Source organism: Bacillus sp. FSL R5-0709 (genome assembly GCF_038004785.1).
GTDB lineage: Bacteria > Bacillota > Bacilli > Bacillales > Bacillaceae_G > Bacillus_A > Bacillus_A mycoides.
Map to the genome: position 1 here is coordinate 2,334,610 of NZ_JBBORT010000001.1, position 26,159 is coordinate 2,360,768.

Genomic DNA, 26,159 nt, shown 5'->3' on the forward strand with positions numbered 1-26,159 from the left:
GTGTAATTTGAAAAAAATTTTAGAAGTAAAACAATTAAATAAAAAATACGCAATGGATGGAAATAAAACTTGCCATATGTTAAAAAATATAAATTTAGAGATTTATGAGGGAGAGTTTATATCGGTCATGGGACCTTCTGGTTCAGGGAAATCGACGTTACTATATAATATTAGCGGAATGGATCAAATGTCATCAGGAAGTGTGAAAGTTGATAGTAAAGAAATAACATGTATGAAAGAAGAAGTGTTAGCAAAATTACGACTCAGCGAAATGGGATTTATTTTTCAACAGAGCAATCTTCTTAGAAATTTGAATCTTTTTGATAATATAGTTTTGCCTGCGTATTTAGCAAAAGTTGAGAGCAGGAAAATAATAAATAAACGTGCACTTGAATTGATGAAGAAAACGGGAATTAGTCAAATTGCAACTAATAATATAACTGAAGCATCAGGAGGAGAATTACAAAGGGTATCTATTTGTAGAGCACTCATAAATAAACCTAATATTATTTTTGCTGACGAACCAACGGGTGCTTTGAATCTAAAAGCGACAGAAGAAGTAATGGATATTTTAGCAAATATAAACCGTATGGGAACTACAATTTTGCTAGTTACTCATGACGTAAAGGTAGCAGCTAAAACAGAAAGAGTTCTTTTTATGGTGGACGGAGAAATTGTTAGCGAAATACAGATGGGTAAGTATAGAAACGATGATTTGAAGGTGCGAGAAGAGCAGTTGTTAAAATGGTTAACTGTACTTGGATTTTAAAGAGATAACATTTTTGACTCCTATTGAATATAGGAGTTTTTCTTTGTTTGAAAGTTTAAAAAGAGATATAATAATTTTCTGACTATTGATTATGGAGGGGTATAAATGAAAAGTGAAACGTTACACACTCAAGAAGATATATTAAAAATGCTTGATTCATTATTAAGACCCGCAGTACCATTTTGGAATGAATTTTACACGAATAGAGAAAAGGATGTTCCTTTTTTTGCAAATGTTCCAGATGAGAATTTAGTTTCATATATACAAACAGAATGGATTTCAAAAGAGAAAGTGTTAGAGCTTGGATGTGGTCCAGGAAGAAATGCAATTTATTTAGCGAAACAAGGGTTTGATGTAACAGCCGTAGATTTGTCTATAGAAGGAATTAATTGGGCCAAAGAGAGGGCGTTAGAAAACGGAATAGAAATACAATTTGTTTGTGAATCGATTTTTAATTTGGATTTTCAAGATGAATATGATTTTGTATATGATTCCGGTTGCTTGCATCACATTCCACCACATAGAAGAATGAATTATGTTGATCTAGTTAAAAACTCATTAAAATCGGGTGGTTATTTCGGATTAACATGTTTTGCAGCAGGTGATTTGAATGAGCGAAATGGATCGGAAATAACGGACTGGGATGTGTATAGAGGATGGAGTTTACAAGGTGGTCTTGCATATTCAGAAGAAAAGTTAAGAGAGATATTTAAAGAATTTGAAGTAATTGAAATTAGAAAAATGAAGCAAATTGAACAACCAAATAATATGTTTGGAGAATCATTTCTTTGGACAGCATTATTTAAGAAGAAATAAAACATAGATAATTGACAAACTCATCGTTTTTATAGACAATACACTTATGAGAATGTACGTTCGGTTTTATTGTCCGATGTATGTTTTGCATAAATACATAACAAGGGGATGTCTCTAAATGGGTAACACAAATCAAAAAATCACTACGTTTTTAATGTTTGAGGGCAAAGCTGAGGAAGCGATGAATTTTTACACATCGCTATTTAATCAATCAGAAATTGTAAGTATCTCTCGTTATGATGAGAATGGACCAGGTAAAGAGGGAACTGTAATTCATGCAACTTTTACGCTAAATGGACAAGAGTTCATGTGTATTGATAGTTATGTAAAGCATGATTTTACATTCACCCCAGCTATGTCTCTTTATGTAACTTGTGATACGGAAGAGGAAATCGAAACCGTTTTTAATAAACTAGCACAAGATGGAAAAGTTCTTATGCCTTTAGGTTCATATCCGTTTAGTAAAAAGTTTGGCTGGTTAAATGATAAGTATGGTGTGTCTTGGCAGTTAACTCTTGCTGGAGATGAATAATTAAAATAATATGGTGATATTAATGTTATAAAAAATAAAAGGGATGATACAAGATAAATATGTATCATCCCTTTTATTTTTTGTTTTACAACCGTCATCGGTTGTATTTATAACGACTTTAGGGGTGCTTTTTAAGTTTTTTATATAATATAAAACTGCTAATTTAATTTTTCAGCTTATCTAGTAATTGAATTCATTAACTGGAAGAAGTATTCAGGCTTATAAGTTTTATTTAGGTTATACCATGAATGTAACGTATCTGGTGCAAATACATCAATTTTTTTCAATACTTCCATTGCAAATTCCAGAGGAGCTACTCCTGATGCAGTAATCAAATTTTCATCACATACTGCAGGTTCCATCTTATAAAGTTGTTCTCCTTTATAATTAGGACAAACCATTTTAATATATTCTAAATCATTGCTTGTATGTTTTCTAGAATCTAGGTATCCAAAATTCGCTAACCCCTCAGTTGCACCACAAATGGCAGCAACAATAGTGCCGAGTTTTAACGCTTCACCAATTTTTTTTAAGATAGGGTGATGAATGCTTTCCCCCCAAGTAGTCCCTCCAGGTAAAACTAAAAGATTGTTACTCTCAAGAGTACATTCATCCAGGGAAATATCTGGATTTATGCTCAGTCCTCCCATCGTAGTAATAATTTCATTATTAGCTCCTACTGTAACTACCTTTAAAGGGGCTAACTCTTTTTTGAAATATCTTCCTGAGTTTAGTTCTGCAATTAAATGTCCATATTCCCAGTCTGACATCGTATTAAATACATAAAGATAAACTTTTTTTGTTTGCATACAATAACACTCCAATCACAATTGAGTTTTTCAAAAAAATATTAATAAATAAATTTTACAATATTTATCATTTGAATTTAACCTATTTCCTTAAGAATTCTTTAAAAAATAATTTGGATACTTTATTTGAAGGTATGGTTTACGAATTAAACAACCTTCAAAAATATAATAGTTGAAATTTGTTGGTTTTAGAATGAAGAAATTAGGCTCAATATACCAATTTAATTATTCATAATTGAGTTGTGGTATAATTTACATACAGGGGGAAAGTAGATGACACAACATAAAGAAGAGCAAATGAATGAGGCATTAGCATTATTTTACTTTGCATATAAAACTTTTACAGAAAAACCAGATGAAATAATAAAAGAGTATAGTATACAGCGTGTACATCATAGAATTCTGTTTTTTATCGCTCGTTTTCCAGGGCTTAGTGTAAATGAGCTGCTATCACTTTTAGAAATAAGTAAACAAGCTCTTCACGGACCGTTGCGCCAACTGTTAGATAAAGGACTTATTGAGAGTAATGAAGCTGCACATGATCGTCGTGTGAAACAGCTGTCTTTAACAGAAGAAGGAACAGACTTAGAGAAAAAACTGAGCGATGTTCAAAGAGAACAAATGGGAGCTATTTTCTCACAGTTTGGCGAATCATGTGAAGAAAATTGGCATCAAGTTATGAATGAAATGGCAAATAGCCGTTCAGGATTTGATGCATGGACGTCTAAGCGTGAAATACCAGTAGAATAAAAGATAGAAACAGTATCTTGTTTTGTAGTTTGAAAAATCATAAATTTTTATCTGTATATTTGGCAACTATGGATAAAAAATTCACATTGCCAAAAACTTTATACGTGTACGTATTGAAATTTTAAAATTCATATTTCCGAGAGGGGAATTATAATGATAAAACTTGTACTCATTCGTCACGGACAAAGTTTGTGGAATCTTGAAAATCGATTTACAGGATGGACAGATGTGGATTTATCAAAGAATGGATTAAGTGAAGCGAGAGAAGCAGGAACAATATTAAAAAAGAATGGATATACATTTGATGTTGCGTATACCTCGGTACTAAAACGAGCAATTCGTACATTATGGATTGTACTGCATGAAATGGATCTCACTTGGGTCCCTATACATAACTCATGGAAGTTGAATGAACGCCATTATGGTGCACTACAAGGATTGAATAAAGACGAAACTGCAAAAAAATATGGAGATGAACAAGTTCATATTTGGAGAAGAAGTATAGATGTGAGACCGCCTGCACTTACTGAAGATGATCCTCGATATGAGGCGAACAATCCAAGATATAAAACGTTAAAAAAAGATGAATTCCCATTGACTGAATGTTTAGAGGATACGGAGAAAAGAGTAGTTGATTATTGGCATTCAGAAATTGCACCGTCATTAAAAAGTGGTGAGAAAGTAATTATTTCATCGCACGGTAATACAATTCGTTCGCTAGTGAAATACTTAGACAATCTTTCAAGTGATGGTGTGGTTTCATTAAATATTCCAACTAGCATTCCGCTTGTTTATGAGTTAGATGAAAAATTACGTCCGATTCGTCATTATTACTTAAGTATGGATGGAGAAGTACCTGAAGGGGAAATTCCGAAACATATTTCTTTTTAACATGAAAATTTGAAACGCATGCTTGTCTACATATACAATGTAGATTCATGATAAAGTGAAACTTTAATCAGTGGAGGGTGTTCATCCCGCACTGATTATTAGCCTTCACCAATCGGGCTTTTATGGGCAGTTGATCCCTCACCTAACGTCTTTGCTTTCGCTGAATTTTGAGGTGGGGGGTCTTACTGCCCGTTAATGCGGGATAAAAGACGTGGCCTGCTTCTAATGTATATGCGATGGTGCTAACTTTAGAAGGTTGTCCACGTCTTTTGTCATAAAGAGAGCTGTTTGTGCATGTAATGGTATCGTGAGTAGTTTTGGAATGGAGGGTGATGTGATTGACGATCTCTAACATTCGAATTGGCTTATTTATTTTAGCAATCGTCTTTATTGTTCTTGTTTTCTTTTATTGGAGAAATGAAGAGTTGTACGAGGAGAAGAAACAACGAATTCGAAAAACGTGGTACGGTTTGTTCATAACATCAGTCACAGTTTATTTCATGATAAAAGGAATAGATTTAACCCTCTGGAAAAATCTTTTAATGTTTACTGCGATGGTAATTTTCGTTGATATTGCATTCATTTTGACACCAAATATTTCAGAAATATGGGGCGCAAAATTCAGCGATATTGGAAAGACGGTCCAATCAATTAAAAGGTCATTAATTGCTTCAAAAGCAAGAGGAGAAATATATACGACAATTATTCAAAATGTGAATCCAACAGCCTTTGGGACAATGGAATGGCATACGGAAGAGGAATATACAAAAAGCTTAAACACATTTTTAGATTCATATGGGGAAAAGATTGGTGCGAAAATTGTTGTATTTGAAGCGGTGAAGGAATTAAATACAAACTTTCGTGGTATCCGCTCTCAATTTAGTATTATTGTTCCATTAGAACACATCGAGCAATTGAATGAGCAGAAAGCGGTGCAAGTAGAAAATGTCGGAATTATACCAGCAAAAATAGTTAGTGATGTTTTCATTGTTATTGATGGGAAGAAAAATAACCTTCAAGATCGAGATTTTGAAAATGTATATAATTTAACAATTCATCATAGTTATTTTAGTAAATAAGGACAGAATCTTTTTCTGTCCTTTTCACCTATACATAAAGGGAGAACAAATTCAGACAAGCTTGTATAAAATTGGACAATCATTCCTACACTAGCACGTAGAGGTGATTGTAGTGATAAAAGATTATGACAATGATTTTTTTAAAGAAGATAATGAAGATACAACAGATTTCTCTTTAATAAAAGGAGATACTTTGCAGCAAGTAGAAGAGTTAGAAGAAGAATTAAAAAGAAAATGATACGTGTACACTCTGTCTGCATTTGCTATATAATATAAATAAAAGGTTGTATCTTTTTGAAAAGGGGGAGAAGAGATGGCAGAAGTAAATGCTCAAAAATCTTCGTTTTTTAAAACTAAAAAAGAAGAATCAAATACAGATTTCTCTCTTGTGAAAGGTGCATTAACAGAAAATATAAATCGTTTAGAAAAACTTATGGATAGTAATAGTTCGAAATATGCTCGAGTGAAAAAAATCCAGGAAAATGCATAAGAGCATTTTCCTGGATTTTTTTATTTTGCATTAAACTTTTCTTTTACTTTTAAAGGTAAATCCGCTTTTTGAATTTCTTCATAGGATTTTACTTCAATCGATGATATTTCATTTTTATCTTTATTTTCTTGGTCTACATAAATGCACAAAAATGCCTTTTCATTTAATTTTTGATCGTTTGATTGTTTTTTACTTCTAAATGTAATTTGTTTTCTTACTCCATCTTCATCATATGCCGGCAATGTGTAGTTCCGTAAGTTTCTACCTTCTATCTTTTCAATAAACCCTTCACCTTTTATCTGTACGTAATATACATCCTTACCGATTCTATTTAGAGAAGCTCTTTCGCACCCGATAGTTAAGTTGCAAAATAATAAACTTAGTGTAATAACAGATAAAAATTTTTTCATTTTCATTATCTCCTTTAAATTATGTATTTAAAGTATGCGGTTATTTTTTAAATAGAAAAATCGATTTTGATTACAGCACTCTTACAATCTTGTAAGAGTATAGCTTATTTACACTAAATTAAAAAATATGAGGATGGAATGAATAGGTTATAATGAATTTTTGAAATCTTAAAATAAAAGTAAAATAATGAATCATGGTATAATAATAAAGGACGTACATATTATTTTGTCAATTGGAGAGGAGCTTAAAAATGTATTCTACTTTAGAACAATTAACAAAGCACCCTGTATTTTATCATTTTGCAGAAATTTCAAAGATTCCTAGAGGATCAGGTAATGAAAAAGAAATTAGTGATTACTTAGTGAGTTTCGCAAAGGAACGTAATTTAGAAGTTATTCAAGACGAAGCGTTAAATGTCATTATAAAAAAAGAAGCTACTTCTGGTTATGAGAATGTTCCAGCTATTATCATTCAGGGGCACTCTGATATGGTGTGTGAAAAAAACCAAGCGACAGTTCATGATTTTGAGAAAGATCCAATTGAATTAAGAATTATTGGAGATATGTTATATGCAAACGAAACTACTTTAGGTGCTGATAATGGTATTGCCGTTGCATATGCATTAGCATTATTAGATTCAACAGACATCCCGCATCCAGCTTTAGAAGTTGTTATTACAACTGAAGAAGAAACGACAATGGGCGGTGCATTCGCTGTTGATTCAAATCATTTTGATGGAAAAATATTTATTAATATTGATTCTGAAGAAGATCATAAATTACTAGTGAGTAGCGCAGGTGGTGCGAAAGCAGTTGAAACGATTTCAGTGATTTGGGATGAAGCGTCAGTAGATATGGACACATACCGACTATATGTTGGGGGACTTAAAGGTGGACATTCTGGTTTGGAAATTGATAAACAACGCGGTAATGCGAATAAAGTATTAGGACGAGTTTTACGTGATTTATCACTTCACATTCAGTTTAATATGAGTGAAGTTCATGGCGGCTTAAAAACAAATGCAATTCCGCGTGAAAGTGTAGCTACAATTTTATTACGTGCAGAAGATGTACAGCAAGTAGAAGAAAAACTAAAATCATGGACACGTATGTTACAAGAAGAGCTACGTGCTGTTGATCCGGATGTTCATGTTTCACTTACAAAAGTAGAAGAAAAGGCGGGAAAAGTCTTTTCTAAAGAAACACAAAAACAGCTTATTTCTTCATTATTCTTAATTCCAAATGGTATACAAAGTATGAGCATGGATATTAAAGGTCTTGTAGAAAGCTCAACTAATTTAGGAGTTATTCAAACACTGCAAGATGAGATTAAATTACGAAGCGAAGTGAGAAGTTCTGTAAGTAGCTTAAAACAACATATTGTAGAGGAAATTAAGTATATTGCGGAATTAGTAGGGGCAACATTTGAAAAAGAGTCTGAATATCCAGAGTGGCCATATAATCCTAATTCGCCTATCCGTAATTTATTCGAAAAAGTGCACCAAGAAAAATACAGCAAAGATGCTGAAATCTTCGCAGTACATGCAGGAATTGAGTGCAGTGTATTTGTTCAAAAAATGCCTGAGTTAGATGCTATTTCATTCGGTCCAGATATCTTTAATGTTCACACTCCAGATGAACATATTAGTATTTCTTCTGTTGTGAATAACTGGGGATTTTTCGTTGATGTAATGCAGGGAACGAAAGAATTAGCTAAGTAATAAAAGACGGAATAAAAAGCAGCCTAAATTTATAGGTTGCTTTTTTGTATAGAATTTTATGTGAAGCAAAATAATGGCCAAGAAATTTACCTATTGTTGATTTAAAATAAAGTTTGATAAAAAGATCTATTTTGCAGAGTATCTTTTTCTTCAACAATCGGGCCATTTAATTGAATAAGACTACACAAAAAGTCGTTTTCCCTTACCTAAGGAAAGCGACTTTTTAGATTGATTTCCCCCTTGTTATCAAGCTTTTTACTTTAAGTTCCTTTGACTAATAAGGTTTACTTAAGTAAAATAAGGTATATTATATTTGTTGAATAGATTCTCTTTAAAGATAAGAAAAGTAGGTGAACAAAGTGGGGAAATATCAATTGGATTACAAAGGTCAGGCAGCTGTGGCAAAGTTTCATGAAAAACAGACGCCTGCCAAATTTGATAAAAAGCAGCAACTTGAAAAATTGCGTGCGGAGTATTTGAAAAAGAAGCAAAAACAAACAGATAAATAATATGTTAAGTTTTTCTGGATTTTCTGTATATAGTGCAAACTAACACAAGAAAATAGGTAAGTTATTCATCGTTCAAATATATACAGGCTATTTTTTCAAACCTCTTACTTAATGAACTAACGTATGCGTTAGTTCATTAAGAATAACTAAAAAGTCGATTCCTTGAGATGGAAATCGGCTTTTTTAATAAGTGACATTTCCTTAGCGTTGTAAATCCGCATTTTCCTGACGCTACCCCAAGAAGTAATTGAGGATAATGTATCTACCACAGTCGGGCGCTTTAATTGAGTAAGGTTCACAAAATCATCAAACTTTTTTCTATTCGCTCTTTTATCAAGGTTTATTAAGTTAATTTAATCAAACTTTATTCAAAAGCTACACCTATGTAAAAGTTCTGCTGTAATATTATATCCTCTTGATAAGGAGAAAGTATTACTACACAAGTGTCATGTGAATTTCATGTACCGTAATTTAAATAAAAAAATAAAGAGTTTCAAAAAAATATAAAATGGTTTTCTTGTCCGCATTCTCGGATTTATTATAACTTGGTTAATTTGACTTGTGTAATTTATTACGTTATGATTTTTCATTATAACTGAAAGGCTTGAAGATAATGATTCGTCGTTTGAAAAAGTTTAAAAATGTCGCTGTCGTATTAAGCTTCTAAGTAAATTGCAAAAATCTACAATACTTAGAAGCGAGGAATATAGTTATGAAGCATCCATTATTTAATCATTGGTCTGAAACAAAGTATTTAAAAGATATAGTAACAAATCCACTCATTGAAGTAGGAGAGTACTCCTATTATTCAGGGTATTATGGAAATCAAAATTTTGAAGATGGTTGTGTAAGGTATTTATGGGGCGATGCTAAGTCCCAAGCACTTTTCAATCCAATTGAACAGATGGGTTGGCATCTTGATAAACTTATTATTGGAAATTATGTTTGTATTGCAAGTGGCGTTATCATTTTAATGGGTGGTAATCATAATCATCACTCAGAATGGATTACAGTGTATCCATTCGCTGAGCAAATCGGACAATCTTATGAACCAAAGGGTGATACAGTCATTAAAAGTGATGCCTGGATTGGTATGAATGCTATAATAATGCCTGGCGTTACAATCGGTGAAGGTGCAATTGTTGCGGCAGGATCTGTCGTATGTAAAGATGTTCCGCCATATACAATAGTGGGCGGTAATCCTGCTAAGGAAATAAAAAAACGGTTCACTGATACAGAAATTAATATGCTAATGGAAATGCGTTGGTTTGATTGGGATAGAGAATTGATTAAGAAGGCAATTCCTCTTTTATCTAGTCCAGCCATTGAACCATTATTTGATTTTTATAAAAATGAAGTAAAAAATAAATAAATCAGCTAGAAAAACTACATTCAATATAGGATGTAGTTTTTTTATTATTTGTACTAGAAACAATTATGAAATAATCTCCCCATTATGGTTTAGTTTTTATAAATTATCTTAAGAAAAATTAAGAAATATAACCAGTAGTTCTTAATATGTTTTATTTATAATTCAAATGATTGCACAAAATTGTTTCTTCATTTTCCCTTCAAGGTGTTCCATCGCGAATTACTCGCCCGGAGGTAGAAAAGGTAGTTTATATGTTAGAAGTTTCAGCGATACTCTAAAAGCATCCACCTGAAGTATCTAGTGGGCAGCAACATGTGTACTTGTGCATGAGCCGGCCATTATACAGTTTATAAAATCTGCAGCAATGATTCTTTTTTTGAGATAGCGAAAATGGATTTTTTTATGCAATTCATTTTGTTTTCTTAACAAAATACCTAGTGCTTTCTTATCTTAACGGGGAACAAATTTATTACTTAGATGGTCTATTACGTGTATTCCTAAAAATGGATGTCCAAATTGAATACAATATATCCCGTTTGATATCTATTTTTATGTATTGCAAAAATATGAAAGGACTTATTATTTTGAAAAATAAAAGGATATATATTGGTGGGGTACAAGTTTAATACTTTTACAGATGAGGCATTGCAAGTGGAAACGAAAAAGAAAAAGAAACAACCCAAACGGTAGCTTATCAATCATAGAGACGTAGGAGGATGAGGATATTATATGATAAAACAAGTCGTAGACGTAAAAACATTCAAAAAGTGTACGGTAAAAAAGGTGAGAATCAATCACACGCATTAAAAGGTGTTTCATTCTCGATTCAAGAGGGGGAGTTTGTTGGGATTATGGGGCCATCTGGTTCTGGCAAAACGACATTATTAAATGTAATTTCAACTCTTGATAAAGCGACAGGTGACGTTATTGAAATTGCAGGAACGGATATTACGAAAATGAAGCAAGGTGAGCTTTCTGATTTCCGTTTGCAAAAGTTAGGATTCATTTTCCAAGACTTTAATTTATTAGAGAATTTATCTATTTACGAAAACATTGCACTTCCATTATCCCTTCAAGGTGTCCCATCACGAAAAATTGGGCCGAAAGTAGAAAAGGTAGCTGATATGTTAGGGATTGTAACAATACTTCAAAAGTACCCATCTGAAGTATCTGGTGGACAGAAACAGCGTTCAGCAGCAGCACGTGCGTTAGTGCATGAGCCTGCAATTATTTTAGGGGACGAGCCAACAGGAGCTCTTGATTCTAAAAATGCAACTAGTTTACTTAATGCGATGACAAATTTAAATAAAGAACAAGGCGTATCGATTATGATGGTTACGCATGATCCATACAGTGCAAGTTACTGTCAGCGTATTTTATTCATTCAAGATGGTGAGTTATATAAAGAAATTTACCGTGGTGGTAAACGTGAAGAGTTTTATAAAGAAATTTTAGACGTGCTTGCAGATTTAGGCACACAAAAAGCGTAAGAAAGGAGGTTTGGGCATGTTATTTAAACTTTCCATGTCAGGGTTGAAAAGTAAATTGCAAGATTATATTGTATTACTTATTGGTCTTATTGTATCTATTTCTACTTTCTATATGTTTCAAACGCTATCACTAAATAAAGTGTTCCTTGAATCTAATGCAAACATTGGTCCTATTGTATTAATATTCCAAATAGGTTCCTCTTTATTAGCGATTGTAACATTTTTTTACATTATGTATGCAAACTCTTTCTTATTATCTCTTCGCCAAAAAGAGTTTGGTATGTATATGATGTTAGGAGCAAAAAAGTATAAAGTTACATTACTGATGTTCCTTGAAACAATTATATTAGGTGCGGCGTCACTTGTGATTGGGATTACAAGTGGTGTAGGACTTGCAGAAGGTATCGGACAGTTATTAATGAAACAATTGGAGTTGACTGGAGAAGGTTACCAAGCTTTGTACATTCCATCAATGGTCGTTACTTGCATCTTCTTCTTTGCATTATTTGTACTATCAGCAAGTATGAATAGTATTAAATTGTCACGTATTTCTATATTACAACTTGTACATGCAGGTGCACAAACAGAGCGTGGCGCGGTAAAAGGAAAAATGACAGTTGTAGTTGCATTACTTGGTCTGATTTTGTTAGGTATTGGTTATGCATCATTGCTCTATATACCACAGGCAAAAAATCTAGGAACCGTTCCTACATTAATGGCTCTTGGATTAATCGCAGCAACTGTTAGTACTTACATGTTGTTTGGATCACTTCTCCCAGTTATGATAAAAAAAATAAAAAGTAATAAAAAGCGTAGTGAAAAAGGGCTTAATGCTTTTACCTTTGCTCAATTAAACTTCCGCATTAATGGCTTAACAAATGTGCTTGCGACGGTAGCAATCTTAGTAGCCCTTGGAGCAGGTGGAATTGCGTGTGGTATGGCATTTAAAAACGACGTTTTAAAGCAGACTGATAAAGGAACAATTTACGATTCGGTAGTTCATAATCCAACAGCAGAAGAAAAGAACATTTTGAGTAGTATTTTATTTCAAGAGAAACTTGAATATCGTTACAAAGTAGATGATAAGTATGTTTATTATATAAAAGAAGAGCTAGAGAACAATCATCCTTTAGTAAAAGATAGAAAAAATGAGAAGATAATGAAAGTTTCAGAAGAGATTCCCATGGATGCATTTGCATTGTCAAGACAATGGGGTAAAGAGGATGCAAAATCAAAACAATGGAGCGACGCTTTCGAAACAATTCAGCCAAATTATATATATCCTAATCATAAAATAAAAATTGTAGATCAAAACATATACGATAGTATGAAAGGTAAAGAAAGTACTGTGTTTATTGGGAAAATAGATGATTTTGAAGCATATTTAAAAGAATGGAAAAAACTTGATGAATTACAGGTAGTTAAGTATAAAAATGTGAAATCTGAAGAGCTGTATAGTAAGTATCAACAATATATTGCAAATCAAGGTTTTTCCAGCGGACTAATGTTTATGGGGTTCTTCGTTGGAATTGCGTTTTTAGCAATGATGGCAAGTTGCTTAATGTTTAAAATTCTATCTGGTGCATCTAAAGATAGTATACGTTACCAAATGCTTCGTAAAATTGGTGTTCGCCAGGAATTATTAACACAATCGATTTATAAGGAGTTATCCTTCGTATTCTTAGTCCCAGCAATTATCGGGATTGTTCACATATTAGTTGGTATGAATATGTTTGGCCCTCTTTTAATCGATCCGTATTTTCGTATTTGGTTACCAATTGTTATTTTCATAGTGATTTACTCGATTTACTACTGGATTACAGTTCAATTGTATAAAAGAATTGTACTTCCGAAAGAAGGTTAATGTAATAATGTTATGTATACTAAGTATCATCATAATTGGCCCCCGTTATGATGAAGTGAAAAAATATCATGTAAGCAAAATAGAAAGTGGATTTGAGATACAAATATGCAGCAATGAGCGGCAGAAAGTGTTAGAAAAAAAGTAAATACAAGTAGGGGGCGCATTTCATGTATAACTTACAAGAAGATATGTATGAGCAATTAAAAGAGAAAAATACTATTCTTTCTATATCTTAATAATGAAGGGAAAAGAAGAGGGAAAATAGCATCGTTCCTACATTGAGTACTACTTTAACCTTATTTGTAGGAACTCTTGCACTATCCCCTTACAATAAAATTGAATAATCATCCAATATTAATTGTTAACTATTATCGGAATTTTGACAGGATAGAACAATTTTCAAAAAAATATCTTGTATTCATTGTGTCTATTATAGCTATTATTTAAAATTGGGTTTGCACCAAAAGAGTGTAAATAAACATAAAACTTGTAAACTTTATTCATCATAAGGATTATCGTTTTAGAAAAGGAGTGTGTGTTGAAAAAATTTTTAAAGGTAATTTTAATCTTATTAGTAATATTTATAGGAATTATGTTGGGAAGCATAATTTTAAATAAAACATATCATACAGAGTTTAAGTCTTTAGATAACACGGATCAAAACATGTTAAAAGAATTATCTACTATTTATAAGAGCTTCGAAGAATCGAGTGATAAACTCTGGAATGAAGATTATCGCTTCGAAAAAATGCCATTGGTTCTGATACGTAGTAATAAAGACGGGGGATTCTTTAGACAAGAAGCTTATGCAGTTAATGTAACGGGATTAGAAAATAGTATTTTTGCAAAGGAAATAAAAGTCTCAAATTCTCTGCATCTATCTAAAGTCTATCGCTTAACTCGTTTTGATTTTAGAACTATTTCTACCTGGATTCCTTGGAACTTTGGGACAATAAATATTAACGATATGGATGTATTTTATTTAAAATATCATCCTAAAATGTTTAGTAATCCAGATTTATATTTTGATTTTTCATCTTTCTTATTACATGAAGGTTTTCATGCTTATAAACAAAAAGATTGGACATATGATGCAAATGGTGGAGAGTCTATTCACGAATATCCGATTAATAAAGAAAATTACGCGCTAATGGGATTAGAATTTAAGCTATTAGATAAAGCAATGATTGATACGAACCCAGAAAGTATTAATCAGGCATTATATGATTGGACAATTGTACGTAACTATCGCTATAAAAAATGGCCTCAATTAATTGGAGAAACAAAAACTGAAGCAATAGAAGGTTCAGCACGATACTTAGAGTATCGTTATAGTAAATTAACTGGTGGAAATCTTATGGTACTTGCAAAGAAACAGAAGCCATATCATGTTACTTTTATGGAGGCGTTCAACTTCATTGCTAATGGACAGGCAGAATCTCCAAGGTTTTTAGAGCGGAATATGAGATATGAGACTGGTTCAGCCCTTGAATTAAGCATGGACAAAGTAAATATTCCATGGAAAGAAGCTATTGAAGATAGTGCAATCAAACAAGGAAAGACACCATATGAAGTATTAAATACGTACTTTAATATAAATAATACGCCCACAATTGAAAATAAAATCAAAGAAATTAAAGAGAACAATGACTATGAAACACTTTTAGAACAAGGAGAAAAACTGGTGAAAATAAGTAACGAGTAAAGAAAATACGATTTGAAAAAGAATTTTCTTTAAAGAGCGTATTGAAGAGGATTCTTTTTTCATTTTATAAGTTATATACACTACCGGTGTAATCAAAAAAAATTAATTAAAAGAAGGAATCTCAAAATAATTTTTTTTATTAAAAGCTAAATTTAATGAAGAAGAAAAATTATTAATTGTAAATGGATCTAAAGAAAATTTTGAACAATATTTAAGACGTTATCTTTTATATCGATTATGTTACTTTTGGTCATTCAATTGCAGGTTTACAAAAAAGAGGATAGAAATGTACCGTCTGCTTATGCTTTTAGTTGTTCAATATGAGAAAAATGTGGAGGAATCATATGGAGTCAAAAATTCTTATTGTTGATGATGATAAAGAGATTAGAAATCTTATCTCTGTATATTTGGAAAATGAAGGTCTGAAAACTCAAAAGGCAGAAGATGCTATTGAAGCGTTAGAACTGTTAGAAGAAAAGCGATTCGATCTTATTATTTTGGATGTTATGATGCCTAATATGGATGGCATTGAAGCGTGTATGAAGATTAGGGAAGAACGAAATATGCCTATTATCATGCTTTCTGCAAAATCAGAGGATATAGACAAAATTCAGGGTTTAGCCTCTGGTGCCGATGATTATTTATCAAAACCGTTTAATCCGTTGGAGTTAATCGCTAGAGTAAAATCCCAATTAAGAAGGTTTAAAAAATATAATACAAATACAGATAATGATAAAAGTGTCCTAGAAATTGGTGATTTGACCGTAAATACAGATACACGTCAAGTATGGATAAGAGGCACGGAAGTAAGGCTAACTCCAAAAGAGTTTGATATACTCGAACTACTTGCTCGTAACAAAGGGATTGTTCTGAGTGTTGCAAAAATATATGAAGCAGTTTGGAAAGATGCTTTTTATAAATCGGATAATACCGTCATGGTGCATATTACAAAAATAAGAGACAAAATTGAAGAGGATTCTAAACATCCAATTTATATTAAAACTGTTTGGGGAATTGGGTACAAAATATGAAGAAGGTTAGTTTTAGAAATAAGATAATAATAAAACTTCTTGGTGCTGTTGCAGTTAGTTTTTTTGTTTCGTTTGGTTTAACAATCCTCACTTTTATATATATTATAATACCATTAAATCTAAATCACTATCTTGATGATCTTAGTACATTTGAAAATAATATACTTACATTTCTTATATTTGCGTTAGCGATCTTTACTTTTATTATCATTTTTTAATATTGGTTCGAAAGAAAATAGTATATTTGAAGCTCATTTCTGATAATGTGAATGATATTGCCCATGGAAAACTGGGTTTGACAATTGGGATTGAGGGAAAGGATGAATTGACTCATCTTGCTCAAAATATTAATTATATGTCCAAGGAATTGGAGAATACATTTGAACAGGAAAGACAATTGGAACGTACAAAAAATGAACTCATAACCAACGTATCTCATGACTTACGCACACCGTTGACATCTATTATCGGCTATGTAGATTTATTAAAAAGAGGGCAATACGACAGTAAAGCACAATTACAGGAGTATCTCGAAACCACTTATTTAAAATCACAGAGATTGGAATATCTAATTGATGAACTATTTGAGTACACCCGTTTATCAGACATCGATGCTAAGTTAAACATTAACGAAGTTGATTTATCAGGCTTGTTGGAGCAAATAGTTGGAGAATACATTCCTATATTTGAAAAGGAAAGCTTAATCGTTCAAAAATCAATCACACAAGAAACAATACCTATCTTCATAGATGTAGAAAAAATGGTACGTGTATATGAAAATCTCTTTATGAATGCGATAAAGTACAGCATAAAACCATCCGAATTATCCGTATGTCTTGAATTAATGGATAACAAAGCAATTTTGAAAGTGTCAAATACAGTCGAGAAACCGCCTGTTAGCGATCCAAATAAATTGTTTGAAAGGTTTTTCAGGGGGGACAAGGCAAGAAAAGATGACCAGGGAAATGGTCTGGGGCTTGCTATCTCAAAAAGAATCGTTGAGCTTCATAATGGTAATATACATGTAGAATATAAAGACGACTGGATGTCCTTTATTGTTGAACATCCAATTAAATAGAATGGCTTATGGAATTATAGGTTCCATAAGCTTTTTTTATAAAACTTAAGAATTCTTAAGAATTTTACGGGGTGTTTCCTAATTTTCATAGTTTATCATGTATGTATTGAAAGCGATGAGGAGAGTGAAGAAATTAAAAAAGAAAATTTTCTTTGTAGCTTTCAGGTGGATACATAGTGACAATCTCATTGAAAAGGTGATAAATAGATGAAGAAGAAAAATAAAGTGTTAATTACTAGTGTAGTAGCAATTGGAATTGCTGCTGGATCATATTTTGCATTTGCTGGCGGCGGTTCGGAAGTAGCAATGGAATATAGCGGTTATAAAGTTATAGAAAAACAAATTGAAAATGCACAAAAATTTGGCGGTGAAGTTATTCCAAATGGAATTGAAACAATTTCATTCGATCCAACAAAAGGTACGTATGAATCAGCTGTTAAAAAAGGCGATGAAGTGAAAAAAGGTCAGCTTCTGTTTAAATATAATGCCCCTACTGCTAAACAAGGTGTAACGGAAGCAGAAATGCAAAAGAAAATCGCACAAAAAGAAGTAACATTGTATCAAAAACAACTTGATGCAGCGAAACAAAAATTACAAAAAGATAAAAATGCTGGTCTTCCTCAGGAAGCATTAAAAGCATCGGAAATCGAAGTGCAACAATTAGAATCACAACTTGAAATGAAAAAATTTGAAGTTGAAAAATCTGATGAAATGATTAAAGAAGCAAAAGAGAAAGTAAACACACTTTCTGTAACGAGTCCTGCTGATGGTGTAATTGATGATATCGTAAAAACTGCTGATGAAAAAACAGGTATGAGTGGCATTACACTTCGTCACGCTGGTCCATTTAAAGTAAAAGGTCAACTTTCTGAACATGAACTTGCTAGCATGAAAGTTGGGCAAGAAGTAACTGTCTCATCAAAAACTGTCACTGGTAAGAATTGGATAGGGAAAATAACAGAAATCGGTTCTACACCATTAAAGAGTATGGACGAAAATAAAACTGTTTCTAATTATCAATTCACTGTCACATTAGATAATAGTGAAGAATTACAAAACGGCTTCCATGTATACGTAACGAGTAAATCTGGCGAAGCAACTGGTACGATTGTTCCGAAAAGCAGCATCGTGAAAAAAGGTGACAAAAATGTTGTCTTCGTTGTAAAAGACAGTAAAGCGAAAGAACAAGCGATTACTGTTGAATTCGAGACAGATAGCGAAGCAAAAGTTTCTGGAGTGAAAAAAGGAGAACAAATTATCTCTAAACCTGAAAAAGACTTAAAAGATGGTATGGAGGTTGTCGTTGAATGATTAATTTAAAAGGCATCACGAAATCCTTCCAAAATGGTGCAGAAGCCGTTCAAATATTACACGGAATTGACGTAACTCTGAACCAAGGAGAATTCACTTCTATTATGGGACCGTCTGGTTCTGGTAAATCAACATTAATGAACATTATCGGTTGCTTAGATAAACCAACGACAGGTACGTACGAACTAGCTGGTCAAAATATTTCAAACATGTCTGAAACAGAACTTGCACATGTTCGTAATAAAGAAATCGGATTCGTATTCCAAAACTTCATGTTACTACCAAGACTTACAGCACTACAAAATATTGAATTACCTCTTATTTACGCTGGAGTCGATAAAAAAGAAAGACGTGAGCGCTCATTAGCTGCTTTAACAAAAGTAAGTTTAGCTGATCGTGCTACTCACCTGCCAAATGAATTATCAGGTGGACAAAAACAGCGTGTTGCGGTTGCTCGTGCAATCGTAAATAACCCGAAATTTATTTTAGCCGATGAACCGACAGGTGCACTTGATACGAAAACAAGTACACAAATTATGGACCTCTTTTATGAATTAAACAAGCAAGGCTCAACAATCATTATGATTACCCACGATCGTGAAATCGGTGAAGCGGCTGCCCGCCAAATTGTAATTCGTGACGGAAATATCGTCCAAGATTGGAGAGGTTAATTTTGAACACGAGTGAAACTATACGCATGGCCCTTTCCTCTATCTTTGCTCATAAAATGCGTTCTATCTTAACGATGCTAGGAATTATTATCAGTATTAGCGCCATCATTACCATCATTTCAATGGGTGATGGTACAAACGCAAAGTTTAAAAAAGAATTAGGGCAAGGAAAAGATACGGAAGTAACCATTTACTATAACAACCCCGATTATGGAACAGATAGTGCCAAAATCACAACTGATATGCTCAAACGTCTTCAAACTGTGCCAGGCGTTAAAGATGTTGATCCAGATGTGAGTATGAAAGTAAAAGCATCTTCTGGTTCAAAAGATGTCTCTCTTAATCTAAAAGGTGGAACAGTCGCCTTTATGACAGATGCGAAAATAAAATTAGTTCACGGTCGGGAATTAAACGATAGTGAACTAAAACAAGCAATCTCTGCAGTTATTTTAAATGAAGAAACTTTCAACAAATTATTTAATGGTTGGGAACCAAATCTATATACAGACATAAAAGGAAAACCGTATAAAGTAGTCGGTGTTTATGAAGCAAAAAATGATTCCGGAATGGCTATGTCAGCAGGTTATACATCACTTGAAAATGCTCCTGTCATTTCAGGAGTAACTGAGTATGACTCTGTAAAATTAACACTAACTTCACCAACAGAACGTAAAAGTGTAGAAAAACAAGCTGTTTCTATTTTGAACGAGATGAAAGCTCCTAAATTTGAGCATAAATTTAAAGCTCAAGATATGGGTGAATTTACGAAGCAATTAGACGAATCAATCGGTATGATGAAAATGGTATTCGGTGGTATCGCTGCTATCTCCTTACTTGTTGGTGGTATCGGTGTAATGAATATTATGCTTGTATCCGTAACAGAACGTACACGTGAGATCGGTATTCGTAAAGCACTTGGTGCAACACGCGGTAAAGTATTAACACAATTCTTAATTGAATCTTGTATTTTGACTGGAATAGGTGGTTTCATCGGATTCATGCTCGGTATTTTCTTCGCTTGGATCGTCTCAATCTTTGCCGGATGGCCTCTCGTTGTCTCAACAGAACTTGGACTTCTTGCAGTAGGCATTTCAATGCTAATCGGTATTGCATTTGGTTTACTACCAGCTAACAAAGCTGCAAAACTTGATCCAATTGAATGTTTACGATATGAGTAAAAAAACGTAGGAGTGTAAACTCCTGCATTTTTTCTGTTGAAGCCGAGAAATTTTAACAGTTTTTTTTAATCTTAAGGATTCTTAAGGATTTTCACTCCAGTTTCTTCATGTTTGGATTTTAAACTATGGTTGTAAAGTTAATCTATTGGAGTGACTAAATATGAAGCATTTGTCTTTTTTATCTCAATGTATAACTAATCCAAGAAACGTCGGTGCAGTACTTCCAAGTTCAAAGTTTCTCGCAGAAAAAATGATGGAAAACATTAATTTTGAGAACGCTAAATATATTATTGAATATGGGCCAGGTACGGGTGTATTCACTGAGAAATTACTTAAAAAACGAAATTCGAATACCACTCTTATGCTAGTGGAAAATAATAGAGAGTTTTATTTAATGTTGAAAGAAAAATTTAAAAAAGAGAAAAATTTATTCATTGTATGGGGGTCTGCGGAAAATATCGACGAGTATCTAAAAAACTTCTCTATTCCTTATGCAGACTATATTGTTTCTGGTCTTCCTTTTGCTAGTTTGCCCCAAAATGTTTCAGATGAAATTTTATTAACTACCACAAAAATTTTAAAGAAAGATGGGGTATTTATTACTTTTCAATATACAAAATTTAAAAAGAAGTTCCTTAATCAGTTTTTTGATACAATAGATGAGAAATGGGAGCTTAGAAACGTACCACCTGCTTTTGTTTTTAGCTGTTCAACACCAAAAAATAAGGGAGAAAAATATGGAAGCTAAAATTCTTATTGTTGATGATGATAAAGAAATCAGAAACCTTATTTCTATTTATTTGGAAAATGAAGGTTTGCAAACTCAAAAGGTTGAAGATGCTATTGAGGCCTTAAAACAGTTGGAAGAAAAAGAGTTTGATCTCATTATTTTGGATATTATGATGCCTAACATGGATGGAATTAAAGCATGTATGAAGATTAGGGAAGAACGAACTATTCCCATTATCATGCTTTCTGCAAAATCCGAAGATATGGATAAAATTCAGGGGCTTACTTCTGGTGCCGATGATTATTTGTCAAAACCGTTTAACCCATTAGAATTAATTGCTAGAGTAAAATCTCAATTAAGAAGATATACAAAATATAATACTGAAACGAACAAGAATAAAAATATTATTGAAATTGGTAATTTGACCTTGAATACAGATGCACGTCAAGTATGGGTAAGGGGAAAGGAAACCAGGCTTACTCCTAAAGAATTCGATATACTTGAACTTCTTGCTCGTAACAAAGGGATGGTCTTAAGCATTGAAAAAATATATGAAGCTGTTTGGAAGGAGAATTTTTACAAATCGGATAATAATGTAATGGTACACATTACAAGAATTAGAGATAAAATAGAAGAAGATTCTAAACATCCCATCTACATTAAAACAGTATGGGGAGTAGGATATAAAATATGAGGATGTTTAAACTTAGAAATAAGTTAGTTGCAAAACTTCTTATTGCGGTAGCAATTAGTTTTTTTGTTTCACTTGGTGCGATATTTCTCTTCAGTAAATTGCTTTATCATCTATCCGTAAAAAATTATCTGCCCGAAGTTACTCTAGTTACAGGTTATATTTATACGCTAATTTTGTTTTCAATCATAATCTTTATCTTTATTGCAGTATTTTTGTTAATGGTACGGAAAAAATTATTATATTTGAAACTTATTACCGAGAGCGTTCACCATATTGCTAATGGAAAACTTGGTTTAACAATCAGAATAGAAAGTAGGGACGAATTGACCCAACTTGCTCAAAATATTAATTATATGTCCAAGGAATTGGAGAATACATTTGAACAGGAAAGACAATTGGAACGTACAAAAAATGAACTCATAACCAACGTATCTCATGACTTACGCACACCGTTGACATCTATTATCGGCTATGTAGATTTATTAAAAAGAGGGCAATACGACAGTAAAGCACAATTACAGGAGTATCTCGAAACCACTTATTTAAAATCACAGAGATTGAAATATCTAATTGATGAACTATTTGAGTACACCCGTTTATCAGACATCGATGCTAAGTTAAACATTAACGAAGTTGATTTATCAGGCTTGTTGGAGCAAATAGTTGGAGAATATATTCCTATATTTGAAAAGGAAGGTTTAATCGTTCAAAAATCAATAACGGAAGAAACAATACCTATTTTCATGGATGTAGAAAAAATGGTACGTGTTTATGAAAATCTGTTTATGAATGCGATAAAGTACAGCATGAAACCATCCGAATTATCAATATGTCTTGAACTAATAGGTAACAAAGCAATTTTGAAAGTATCAAATAAAGTCGAGAAGCCGCCTGTTAGCGATCCTAATAAATTATTTGAAAGGTTTTTCAGGGGTGATAAGGCAAGAAAAGATGATCAAGGAAATGGGCTGGGACTCGCTATCTCAAAAAGAATTGTTGAACTTCATAATGGTAATATACATGCAGAATATAAAGTAGGCTGGATGTCCTTTATTGTTGAACATCCAATTAAATAGAATGGCTTATGGAATGAAAGGTTCCATAAGCTTTTTTTTAAACTTAAGAAACTTCTTAAGTTAATAATTCAAGTAGGCCATTCATAGTAGACATGATACTGATAAGTTAATTTGATTTATTATTATAAAGTGATTAATCGAATGAAGGGGAAGTTCATTGATATGAATAATGTAAGAGACGATAGTAAATTTAGCAACCAGTGTGTTTTGGTATTCAACCGGGGCACACTGGTTTTATTTTTTTATAAATGTGGAACAAATGTATTACTTAGATTGTCTATTAAGTGTAATCCTAAAAGATATGAAAGTACAGATCATTTCGAAAAATACAAAGGTATTAAAAAGAGGGATATGTGTGGGAACACTAAGTGTCAGTGTGCCTAAAAGGGTGGGATGGGATGGTCTATATGAAAGTGGTTCTAATGTCTTATATGTATATAGAATTTGATAACGCTGTCTATTTTTTGGAGGATTATGTTAAAATAACGTTTTTTTGAGTACAAAGATATTGGAGGTAACAGAAGTGAAAAGTATGTTTTGCAAGAGATTTATTACAATAGTAACAGTGCTTACACTATTTTGTAGCATGGCCGTTACATTTGGAAGAGCATCAGCGGAAACAGTTCCTGCTATAGACGTAGAAGCAGGATCAGCAATTTTAGTAGAAGCAAATTCCGGGAAAATTTTATATCAAAAAAATGCAGATGAATCATTAGCAATTGCTAGTATGACAAAAATGATGAGTGAATACTTAGTTCATGAAGCGGTGGATAAAGGAAAACTTAAATGGGATCAAAAAGTTAAAATTTCTGAATATGCATATAAGATTTCGCAAGATCGCTCATTATCAAACGTTCCATTAGAAAATGGTGGCTCTTATACGGTCAAAGAGTTATATGAGGCAATGGTAATTTACTCTGCAAACGGTGCAACAATTGCTTTAGCTGAAGAGATTGCTGGAAAAGAAGTCAATTTCGTGAAAATGATGAACGATAAATCAAAAGAGTTTGGAATGAAAAATTATAAATTTGTAAACTCTACAGGTTTAACAAACCATGATTTAAAAGGACATCACCCAGAAGGGACAACTCCAGACGAGAAAAATAAAATGTCCGCAAGAGATTGTGCGATTTTAGCACAACGTCTTATTCAAGATTTCCCGAAAATATTAGATACAGCAAAAATCCCTAAAAAAACATTCCAAAAGGGTGGCAAGTATCCGATTGATATGACGAACTTTAACTGGATGTTAAAAGGCTTAATTAAGCAATACGAAGGTGTAGATGGGTTAAAAACAGGAACTACTCCAGAAGCCGGAGATTGTTTTACTGGTACAGTAGAAAAAAACGGTATGCGTCTAATCTCTGTAGTTATAAAAGCAAACTCTCATACAGCACGTTTTGATGAAACAAAGAAATTATATGATTATGCATTTGCGAATTTTGAAGTGAAGAAGGTCTATGGAAAAGATTCAGTAGTAAAAGGTCATGAAACAGTGCGAGTAGCAAATGCAAAGGACAAAGATATAGTTGTTCAAACGAAGCAAGCTGTTTTACTTCCAATGCCAAAGGGCAACAAAGACGTTTATAAAAAAGAATTTAAAGTATCGAATAAAGAACAAGAAGCGCCTATTAAAAAAGGTGTAACAATTAGTCAAATGATTATATCGCCTAAAGATATTACAGATCCTGGGTTCTTATCAGGTAAATCATTACAAGTAGACCTTGTAACAAAATCTGAAGTAGAACAAGCAAATTGGTTTACACGTTTTATGCGCGAAATAGGATCTTTCTTTAGCGGTATGTGGAATAGTGCGGTTGATATAGTAAAAGGCTAACTTTGTAGGATAAAACTAAATATTAGCCTGAAATAAAAGGTTTCAAAGTATTATAGATTCTTATGTGGATGGCTTGGAATGGAAGATTGCATTAATTCTCAAATCTGGTTCTTCGGAACTTTCGGTATTGCAATCAAGCTAAGATAAATTTGTATCCATATAATCAAAAAACGCTATTCTTTTTGTAGAAATATACAGAAAGGATGGCGTTTATTATGAATTGTTCGATTCAAAGGGTTCTGGTGCAAGGCTAGTTTAATAAAGTTACATGATGAAAACACATTCATTATTCCATCAAGTGACAATAAAAATAAATACCTGGTACTTATTCCTGTTATTAAATTTTATAAAAATTTAATAAAATCTTTTCTTTCTATTAAATATTTTGTTTTAAATTATTTATATAAAGAAATGGAGGCCAGAAAATGAATTTTTTAAAGAAATTTAAGTATCTCTTTATAGCGTGTATCCCTATGTATATAGTTATTCTTTAATTTCAATCGAATAAAAAAGCAAGGTATTCGAGAAAAAAGTACGGTACCATACAGAGAAAACGCTCTCCCATACAAAAGTAAATTGTACCGAAAGTGATAAAAGCGAATGTTATATGGAGGGAACCCACTAATAATTTCACCTGAAAATCGGTAATTAATGAAACAAAGAATAACAAAATGATACATGATTACGAGTTAATATCCCAAAAAGATAGGATTACTAGTGACAATCTTTGATACTGACAAGTGAGGTGACGTCGATGAGAGGGCCATTAATAAAAAGTGGAGTATTTATTTTAGTTTTAACAGGAGGGCTATATCTTACAAAATACGCATATGACCATCATACTAACCGAGTTAAAGTAAGAGACACGATTCAACAAATATCAATAGAGCATGGTATACCACCATGGATTCCTTTATCTATTGCATTCCATGAAAGTAAGTTTGATCAAAATGCAGTCGGAGATCAGGGCACATCATTTGGACTGTTTCAGCTCCATCGAGGTGGACTAGCACCTAAAGATTTAACGAACGAAGATTTGAAAAATATAGAAACTAATACTCGAATTGCAATATCTAATATGAAAAATGCATATAACCGTGGTTTACAGCAAAATTTAAAAGGACCAGAGCTATTAAAACATGTTGCTAATACCTCAGGGTGGCCTGGGAATAAGGGTGTTCAATGGACAAATAAGCAGACAGACTATAACGAGGGGTTAGAAAACAGTTTTAAAATGTTTTCTAAACGACAATACGATTTTATAGAATGAAATTTCTTTTTTCTTTCTATTATTATATAACTTACGCCTAAATACGAAAGTTTCCTAAAACAGATACATAGATTGA

At 32.7% G+C, this 26,159-nt stretch carries 24 protein-coding genes and 2 pseudogenes; 24 read left to right on the top strand and 2 right to left on the bottom strand.

The window, feature by feature from the left end; translation table 11 throughout:
- The first annotated feature begins 7 nt into the window (after positions 1-7).
- The 3 genes from MKX37_RS11965 to MKX37_RS11975 all read left to right on the top strand — a co-directional run bounded on the left by MKX37_RS11965 (position 8) and on the right by MKX37_RS11975 (position 2,117).
- Positions 8-769 carry an ABC transporter ATP-binding protein gene (locus MKX37_RS11965; protein WP_002127420.1) on the top strand — a complete coding sequence of 254 codons (762 nt, stop codon included), beginning with the start codon at positions 8-10 and terminating at the stop codon, positions 767-769.
- A 105-nt stretch (positions 770-874) separates the two neighbouring features.
- The gene (locus MKX37_RS11970; protein ID WP_002127421.1) at positions 875-1,585 is read left to right on the top strand and encodes a class I SAM-dependent methyltransferase; all 711 of its coding nucleotides are present in this window, start codon (positions 875-877) and stop codon (positions 1,583-1,585) included.
- Positions 1,586-1,703: 118 nt separating this feature from the next.
- The gene (locus tag MKX37_RS11975; RefSeq protein ID WP_002012925.1) at positions 1,704-2,117 is read left to right on the top strand and encodes a VOC family protein; all 414 of its coding nucleotides are present in this window, start codon (positions 1,704-1,706) and stop codon (positions 2,115-2,117) included.
- 176 nt (positions 2,118-2,293) lie between these two features.
- On the opposite strand, the gene MKX37_RS11980 is transcribed toward MKX37_RS11975, so the two are convergent.
- The gene (locus tag MKX37_RS11980) at positions 2,294-2,926 is read right to left on the bottom strand and encodes a type 1 glutamine amidotransferase family protein (protein ID WP_078422566.1); all 633 of its coding nucleotides are present in this window, start codon (positions 2,924-2,926) and stop codon (positions 2,294-2,296) included.
- Positions 2,927-3,199: 273 nt separating this feature from the next.
- Between MKX37_RS11980 and MKX37_RS11985 the strand changes: the two genes are divergently transcribed.
- The 5 genes from MKX37_RS11985 (at position 3,200) to spoIISB (ending at position 6,136) form a co-directional block, all read left to right on the top strand.
- Positions 3,200-3,676, top strand: a complete 477-nt coding sequence (locus MKX37_RS11985; protein WP_002017049.1) for a MarR family winged helix-turn-helix transcriptional regulator — start codon at positions 3,200-3,202, stop codon at positions 3,674-3,676.
- 153 nt (positions 3,677-3,829) lie between these two features.
- The gene (gene gpmA, locus MKX37_RS11990; RefSeq protein WP_002032137.1) at positions 3,830-4,567 is read left to right on the top strand and encodes a 2,3-diphosphoglycerate-dependent phosphoglycerate mutase; all 738 of its coding nucleotides are present in this window, start codon (positions 3,830-3,832) and stop codon (positions 4,565-4,567) included.
- Between the two features lie 338 nt (positions 4,568-4,905).
- On the top strand, positions 4,906-5,646 hold the full coding sequence (locus MKX37_RS11995; RefSeq protein ID WP_002017051.1) for a type II toxin-antitoxin system SpoIISA family toxin: 741 nt from the start codon (positions 4,906-4,908) through the stop codon (positions 5,644-5,646).
- 112 nt (positions 5,647-5,758) lie between these two features.
- Positions 5,759-5,884 (top strand): hypothetical protein, encoded by a 126-nt coding sequence (locus tag MKX37_RS12000; protein WP_000588712.1) that lies wholly within the window; start codon positions 5,759-5,761, stop codon positions 5,882-5,884.
- Positions 5,885-5,959: 75 nt separating this feature from the next.
- Positions 5,960-6,136, top strand: a complete 177-nt coding sequence (gene spoIISB / locus MKX37_RS12005) for a stage II sporulation protein SB (protein WP_003189253.1) — start codon at positions 5,960-5,962, stop codon at positions 6,134-6,136.
- A gap of 20 nt (positions 6,137-6,156) precedes the next feature.
- Here the strand turns inward: spoIISB and MKX37_RS12010 are convergent, their stop codons facing one another.
- Positions 6,157-6,546, bottom strand: coding sequence for a YxeA family protein (locus tag MKX37_RS12010; RefSeq protein WP_033733970.1), 390 nt, complete (start codon positions 6,544-6,546; stop codon positions 6,157-6,159).
- Between the two features lie 251 nt (positions 6,547-6,797).
- On the opposite strand from MKX37_RS12010, the gene MKX37_RS12015 reads away from it, so the two are divergent.
- The 16 genes and pseudogenes from MKX37_RS12015 to MKX37_RS12090 all read left to right on the top strand — a co-directional run bounded on the left by MKX37_RS12015 (position 6,798) and on the right by MKX37_RS12090 (position 26,083).
- Positions 6,798-8,267 carry an aminoacyl-histidine dipeptidase gene (locus MKX37_RS12015; RefSeq protein WP_016126945.1) on the top strand — a complete coding sequence of 490 codons (1,470 nt, stop codon included), beginning with the start codon at positions 6,798-6,800 and terminating at the stop codon, positions 8,265-8,267.
- A gap of 359 nt (positions 8,268-8,626) precedes the next feature.
- Complete coding sequence (locus tag MKX37_RS12020) at positions 8,627-8,776, top strand: hypothetical protein (protein WP_002069316.1); 150 nt, start codon at positions 8,627-8,629, stop codon at positions 8,774-8,776.
- A 712-nt stretch (positions 8,777-9,488) separates the two neighbouring features.
- Positions 9,489-10,148, top strand: coding sequence for a CatB-related O-acetyltransferase (locus MKX37_RS12025; RefSeq protein ID WP_003189261.1), 660 nt, complete (start codon positions 9,489-9,491; stop codon positions 10,146-10,148).
- A 729-nt stretch (positions 10,149-10,877) separates the two neighbouring features.
- Positions 10,878-11,638, top strand: a pseudogene (locus MKX37_RS12030) (ABC transporter ATP-binding protein).
- 16 nt (positions 11,639-11,654) lie between these two features.
- Positions 11,655-13,502 (top strand): FtsX-like permease family protein, encoded by a 1,848-nt coding sequence (locus tag MKX37_RS12035; RefSeq protein WP_078422523.1) that lies wholly within the window; start codon positions 11,655-11,657, stop codon positions 13,500-13,502.
- A gap of 538 nt (positions 13,503-14,040) precedes the next feature.
- Positions 14,041-15,207 carry a hypothetical protein gene (locus tag MKX37_RS12040; RefSeq protein WP_033731040.1) on the top strand — a complete coding sequence of 389 codons (1,167 nt, stop codon included), beginning with the start codon at positions 14,041-14,043 and terminating at the stop codon, positions 15,205-15,207.
- Between the two features lie 344 nt (positions 15,208-15,551).
- The gene (locus tag MKX37_RS12045; protein ID WP_002017038.1) at positions 15,552-16,238 is read left to right on the top strand and encodes a response regulator transcription factor; all 687 of its coding nucleotides are present in this window, start codon (positions 15,552-15,554) and stop codon (positions 16,236-16,238) included.
- Positions 16,235-17,316: pseudogene (locus MKX37_RS12050) on the top strand (sensor histidine kinase). Before MKX37_RS12045 ends, MKX37_RS12050 begins: the two are co-directional and overlap by 4 nt.
- A 207-nt stretch (positions 17,317-17,523) precedes the next feature.
- Entirely contained in the window at positions 17,524-18,627 is a 1,104-nt protein-coding gene (locus MKX37_RS12055) for an efflux RND transporter periplasmic adaptor subunit (protein WP_078422521.1), read from the top strand.
- The gene (locus MKX37_RS12060; RefSeq protein ID WP_016126976.1) at positions 18,624-19,298 is read left to right on the top strand and encodes an ABC transporter ATP-binding protein; all 675 of its coding nucleotides are present in this window, start codon (positions 18,624-18,626) and stop codon (positions 19,296-19,298) included. Before MKX37_RS12055 ends, MKX37_RS12060 begins: the two co-directional genes overlap by 4 nt.
- Before the next feature lie 26 nt (positions 19,299-19,324).
- A complete protein-coding gene (locus tag MKX37_RS12065) occupies positions 19,325-20,476 on the top strand; it encodes an ABC transporter permease (RefSeq protein ID WP_408097853.1) in 1,152 nt (383 codons plus the stop codon).
- A 160-nt stretch (positions 20,477-20,636) separates the two neighbouring features.
- Positions 20,637-21,224 (top strand): class I SAM-dependent methyltransferase, encoded by a 588-nt coding sequence (locus MKX37_RS12070; protein ID WP_016126978.1) that lies wholly within the window; start codon positions 20,637-20,639, stop codon positions 21,222-21,224.
- The gene (locus tag MKX37_RS12075) at positions 21,214-21,900 is read left to right on the top strand and encodes a response regulator transcription factor (RefSeq protein ID WP_016126979.1); all 687 of its coding nucleotides are present in this window, start codon (positions 21,214-21,216) and stop codon (positions 21,898-21,900) included. The genes MKX37_RS12070 and MKX37_RS12075 overlap by 11 nt, the downstream gene beginning before the upstream one ends.
- Positions 21,897-22,976, top strand: a complete 1,080-nt coding sequence (locus tag MKX37_RS12080; RefSeq protein WP_078422519.1) for a HAMP domain-containing sensor histidine kinase — start codon at positions 21,897-21,899, stop codon at positions 22,974-22,976. The genes MKX37_RS12075 and MKX37_RS12080 overlap by 4 nt, the downstream gene beginning before the upstream one ends.
- Before the next feature lie 523 nt (positions 22,977-23,499).
- On the top strand, positions 23,500-24,813 hold the full coding sequence (locus MKX37_RS12085) for a D-alanyl-D-alanine carboxypeptidase family protein (protein ID WP_050001358.1): 1,314 nt from the start codon (positions 23,500-23,502) through the stop codon (positions 24,811-24,813).
- A gap of 754 nt (positions 24,814-25,567) precedes the next feature.
- Positions 25,568-26,083, top strand: coding sequence for a transglycosylase SLT domain-containing protein (locus MKX37_RS12090; protein WP_016126958.1), 516 nt, complete (start codon positions 25,568-25,570; stop codon positions 26,081-26,083).
- Positions 26,084-26,159 lie beyond the last annotated feature (76 nt).

Bases quoted from the DNA above. Each gene is read 5' to 3' on its own strand.
- MKX37_RS11970 (WP_002127421.1), top strand. From the start codon at position 875: ATGAAAAGTGAAACGTTACACACTCAAGAAGATATATTAAAAATGCTT.
- MKX37_RS11975 (WP_002012925.1), top strand. From the start codon at position 1,704: ATGGGTAACACAAATCAAAAAATCACTACGTTTTTAATGTTTGAGGGC.
- MKX37_RS11980 (WP_078422566.1), bottom strand. From the start codon at position 2,926: ATGCAAACAAAAAAAGTTTATCTTTATGTATTTAATACGATGTCAGAC.
- MKX37_RS11985 (WP_002017049.1), top strand. From the start codon at position 3,200: ATGACACAACATAAAGAAGAGCAAATGAATGAGGCATTAGCATTATTT.
- gpmA (WP_002032137.1), top strand. From the start codon at position 3,830: ATGATAAAACTTGTACTCATTCGTCACGGACAAAGTTTGTGGAATCTT.
- spoIISB (WP_003189253.1), top strand. From the start codon at position 5,960: ATGGCAGAAGTAAATGCTCAAAAATCTTCGTTTTTTAAAACTAAAAAA.
- MKX37_RS12010 (WP_033733970.1), bottom strand. From the start codon at position 6,546: ATGAAAAAATTTTTATCTGTTATTACACTAAGTTTATTATTTTGCAAC.
- MKX37_RS12015 (WP_016126945.1), top strand. From the start codon at position 6,798: ATGTATTCTACTTTAGAACAATTAACAAAGCACCCTGTATTTTATCAT.
- MKX37_RS12025 (WP_003189261.1), top strand. From the start codon at position 9,489: ATGAAGCATCCATTATTTAATCATTGGTCTGAAACAAAGTATTTAAAA.
- MKX37_RS12035 (WP_078422523.1), top strand. From the start codon at position 11,655: ATGTTATTTAAACTTTCCATGTCAGGGTTGAAAAGTAAATTGCAAGAT.
- MKX37_RS12045 (WP_002017038.1), top strand. From the start codon at position 15,552: ATGGAGTCAAAAATTCTTATTGTTGATGATGATAAAGAGATTAGAAAT.
- MKX37_RS12055 (WP_078422521.1), top strand. From the start codon at position 17,524: ATGAAGAAGAAAAATAAAGTGTTAATTACTAGTGTAGTAGCAATTGGA.
- MKX37_RS12060 (WP_016126976.1), top strand. From the start codon at position 18,624: ATGATTAATTTAAAAGGCATCACGAAATCCTTCCAAAATGGTGCAGAA.
- MKX37_RS12065 (WP_408097853.1), top strand. From the start codon at position 19,325: ATGGCCCTTTCCTCTATCTTTGCTCATAAAATGCGTTCTATCTTAACG.
- MKX37_RS12070 (WP_016126978.1), top strand. From the start codon at position 20,637: ATGAAGCATTTGTCTTTTTTATCTCAATGTATAACTAATCCAAGAAAC.
- MKX37_RS12075 (WP_016126979.1), top strand. From the start codon at position 21,214: ATGGAAGCTAAAATTCTTATTGTTGATGATGATAAAGAAATCAGAAAC.
- MKX37_RS12080 (WP_078422519.1), top strand. From the start codon at position 21,897: ATGAGGATGTTTAAACTTAGAAATAAGTTAGTTGCAAAACTTCTTATT.
- MKX37_RS12090 (WP_016126958.1), top strand. From the start codon at position 25,568: ATGAGAGGGCCATTAATAAAAAGTGGAGTATTTATTTTAGTTTTAACA.